The organism is Leisingera sp. F5, assembly GCF_001593695.1.
This window is the reverse complement of record NZ_LUKH01000228.1, coordinates 1-3,544: the sequence shown is the minus strand read 5'-3', so window position 1 is coordinate 3,544 and position 3,544 is coordinate 1. Positions and strand designations below refer to the sequence as shown.

The window sequence follows — 3,544 nt, the reverse complement described above, 5'->3', positions numbered from 1 at the left end:
GATCAACGCAATAAATTCCGCCCGATTTATTCGGTGGCTCATGGACCGCTCCAGTCTGGTTCGAAAGCGCGGGCTGGCTAAAATTGAGCTGGCTGGGAGTGAATGCTCCGGTCACGCTGCGTCAGCGGTATCACGTTTGTATGATTGGCACCAGTTCAGCGATGCACAGATATCTGTGCACATGTGAATGACCTCGGGTCAGGGGTGTTCAGAATGGGTTGGGTTAGGGCGTTCGTCTTCGTTGGCGGCGGGGGGCTCCTGTTCTGTCTTGCGGTTTCCCAGGTGGCCCACCAGCCATTCGGTGTGTTCTTCGCGTTTTTGCATGTGAAAGTTGGCAAACTCGCGTATCGCAACTGCAAAAACGCCCAGCCCGCCAAAGATCAGAAACGTTGTTCCGACCTTGCCCAATGCCGTGGCCGGAACCAATTCGCCATACCCGACAGTGGAAATGGTGATCACGGTAAAAAAGTAGCTGTCCAGCCAGGTCCAGCCTTCAACGATACGAAAGAAGATAGTGCCTGACAGCACCACTGCTATCAGGCTGAGTAGAATGGTAGAAAGCTTGAATTGCTTCAACTGTCATCCCCGTCCAGTTGCTCCATGATGTCGCCAATCACCTTGACCCACAATTCGGGCGGCTGCGATCCCGGCACCGCGTGTTTGTTGGCGACGATATAAGTCGGAACCGAATTCACCCCCATCTGGCGGCTGTGGGCGTCGCGGTCGCGGATGCTTTGGGCGTCACTGTCCGATTGCAGCAGTTTGCGTACAACTGATGCATCCATGCCGACATTGTCAGCGATATCCGCCAACACGTCATGATCCCCGATATCGCGACCCTCTTCGAAATAGGCCTTGAACAGTGCATCAACAATTTCAGTCTGTTTGCCTTCGATTCCGGCCCAATGGATCAGCCGGTGCGCATCCAGAGTGTTTGGCGTGCGCGTCATCGCCTCGAAATTGATGGTCAGCCCAGCGTTTCCGGCGTGTTCCACCACCGGCGCATAAGCCTTAACCGCGCCGTCTTTGCCGCCGAACTTGCGCTCCAGGTAGTCGCGCCGGTCCATGCCTTCGCGCGGCATGTCGGGGTTCAGCTGAAACGGATGCCATTCAATGACAAAGGGATGATCCGGAACCTCGGCCAGCGCCTTGTCCAGATGGGTCTTGCCGATATAGCACCAGGGGCAGATCGGGTCCGACAGGATGTCGAGTTTGACGGTGGTCATTTGGGTCATCCTTTGAACAGGGCGGGCAGGGCGCGGCGCAGCAGTTTGCCATTGGCGCCTGCAGGCAGGACGTCGAGATGGACATAAGCGCGGGGCTGCTTGTAACGGGCCAGGCGCTGGGATGCAAAGGCCTGCAGTTCTGCGGCGTTCAACTCTTTGGGACCGGTATAGAAGGCCGCGATGACAAAAGTGTCCGGCTTCACCTCCACCGCTGCGGCGCCGGCCTGAGTGATGCCGGGATGGGCCGCCAAAGCCGTTTCAACCTCGATCGGGGACACCCTGTAGCCGCCCGCATTCATCATGTCGTCAGCGCGTCCCAGATAGCGGACTTGCCCGGCGCCGGTCATTGCGCCCTGATCACCGGTCAGGAACCAATCCCCCTGATAGCGGGCGGCGGTTTCTTCAGGCGCGTTCAGATAGCCAAGCATCAGCCCCGGGTCTGAGCGGTGGATGGCGATGGTGCCTTCCTCCCCCGTTGGAACCGGTCCGTCAGCGCCCAGAATAGCCACTTTGCGGCCGGATTGCGGCTGCCCCAGCGCCCCGTCCTGTGCAGGGCGGGACGGTGAAGAGGAGATGAAAGTGGAGCATTCCGACATGCCGAAAGCCTCAAACAATCCGCAGCCTGTTGCAGTGTCCCAGGCAGCGTGCAGCTGGCGGGAGAGCTTTTCACCAGCGCAAAGCCCATGCCGCAAGTCCGGCAATTCGAGCGGGCCGGCGTGCAGGAGTTTCCGGTAGACGCCTGGAGCGGCGGCAAAAAGGGTTGCACGGTGCCGGCGCAGCAGCGCGGGCAGGTCATCAGGCGGGGTTCCGGGCTGCGGGATCAGCGCCGTTGCACCCGCCGTCCAGGGATCCAGCAGTCCGGTGCCCAGTGTGTAGGTCCAGTTGAAAGCACCCGCATGCAGCAGCCGGTCGTCCTGCGTCAGACCGTACCAGCCCTCCACCATCATCTGCCGCGCCCAAACTGCCCGGTGGGCGTGGGAGACGGCGCGCGGATTTCCGCTGGTGCCTGAGGTGTAGACCACATAGGCGAGCCGCTCCGGGTCTCCAAAGGCGTAGTCGCAGGGAAGCAAGCGGTGCATATCCAGCAAGCGGGCCGTACTGATCTGCAGCGGGTGACTCGCGCAGGGCACAGCCGGGTCGCGCAGCACCGCTGCCGGGTTCAGATCTGCAATCATCCGGGCGGTTTCGGGCGCTGTCAATTGGGATGAGGTGGGCACCGGCACCAGTCCGGCGGCAATGGCGCCGAGGTAGGCAATGGGAAACTCAACCGTGTTCCCCAGCCTCATCAGCACAATATCTCCAGGTTTCAATCCCGCCTTGAGCAGCCCTGTTCCGGTTCCGCGCACCGCTGCTTCAAGCCGGGCATAACTCCAGTCTTCGCAGGCATCGCCCGCGAGAACCGACAGCGCGGTCTTGGCCGCCAGCCGACGGGCATGGCGCAGCACATGGGCCGCGAGATTGAAAGGCGAAGGGCAGGGCGCAAACGGCCCCTGATCAAAAACGGACAGCATGGCAATTGGCTAGCCCGCGCCGTCCTGCGTTGCAAGCTGCGCAGGTGCGGCTTATAGAGTGGCTATGACAAGCCGTGACCCGAAGTCCCTGATTACCATCGCCCGTGCAAACGGCGGAGATGACGAAGCAGAGCCATTGGACCTGGGCGCGCGCGTGCGCGAGTTGCGCAAGGCGCGGGATTGGACGCTGGAACACGCTGCCAATCAGGCCGGGTTGGCGCGCTCGACCTTGTCCAAGATCGAAAATGGCCAGATGTCGCCGACTTACGAGGCGCTTAAGAAGCTGGCGGTGGGCCTTCAGATCTCGGTGCCGCAGCTGTTTACCCAGCCGCAGCGCGATCAGGTGAACGGGCGGATGACGGTGACCAAATCAGGTGACGGTTCGGCCCATGCCACCGCGACATATGAGCACGAGCTGCTGGCGGACGGTCTGTCGCGCAAGCAGATGCTGCCCTACCGGGCGCGGGTGCGGGCGCGGTCATTGGATGAATTTGACGGCTGGGTGCGCCATGACGGCGAGGAATTCCTGTATGTGCTGACCGGGGTGGTCAAGCTTTACACGGAATTTTATGAGCCGATCGAAATGCGCCGCGGTGACAGCGCCTATTACGACGCGGCCATGGGGCACAATGTCATATCTGTCAGCCCCGAAGATGCAATGATCCTCTGGGTGACTTCACTGGCTTGATGTTGAGACCTGGCACAGGGGCTGGGCTTCTAGTGCGGCCGCCCGTCCAGTTCTCTCAGCAGGCTTTCGATATAGAGGAAATCGTCCACCTCCTCCCTGGCTTCGTTCAAGGTGAGGTG

General features: G+C 60.9%; 4 protein-coding genes. 1 reads left to right on the top strand and 3 read right to left on the bottom strand.

Annotated elements, in window-relative coordinates; translation table 11 throughout:
• Window positions 1-198 precede the first annotated feature (198 nt).
• Genes A2I95_RS27900 through A2I95_RS27890 form a run of 3 tightly spaced genes read right to left on the bottom strand, consistent with a single transcriptional unit; the run spans window position 199 to window position 2,737 of the window.
• Window positions 199-576 carry a potassium channel family protein gene (locus A2I95_RS27900; protein WP_291735155.1) on the bottom strand — a complete coding sequence of 126 codons (378 nt, stop codon included), beginning with the start codon at window positions 574-576 and terminating at the stop codon, window positions 199-201.
• Window positions 573-1,235 (bottom strand): DsbA family oxidoreductase, encoded by a 663-nt coding sequence (locus A2I95_RS27895; RefSeq protein ID WP_291735153.1) that lies wholly within the window; start codon window positions 1,233-1,235, stop codon window positions 573-575. The genes A2I95_RS27900 and A2I95_RS27895 overlap by 4 nt, the downstream gene beginning before the upstream one ends.
• Window positions 1,232-2,737, bottom strand: coding sequence for a class I adenylate-forming enzyme family protein (locus A2I95_RS27890; RefSeq protein ID WP_291735151.1), 1,506 nt, complete (start codon window positions 2,735-2,737; stop codon window positions 1,232-1,234). Before A2I95_RS27890 ends, A2I95_RS27895 begins: the two co-directional genes overlap by 4 nt.
• A 64-nt stretch (window positions 2,738-2,801) precedes the next feature.
• Here A2I95_RS27890 and A2I95_RS27885 point away from each other — a divergent pair, with 64 nt between their 5' ends.
• Window positions 2,802-3,425: an XRE family transcriptional regulator gene (locus A2I95_RS27885; protein WP_027258860.1), complete on the top strand. Its 624-nt coding sequence runs from the start codon at window positions 2,802-2,804 to the stop codon at window positions 3,423-3,425.
• Window positions 3,426-3,544 lie beyond the last annotated feature (119 nt).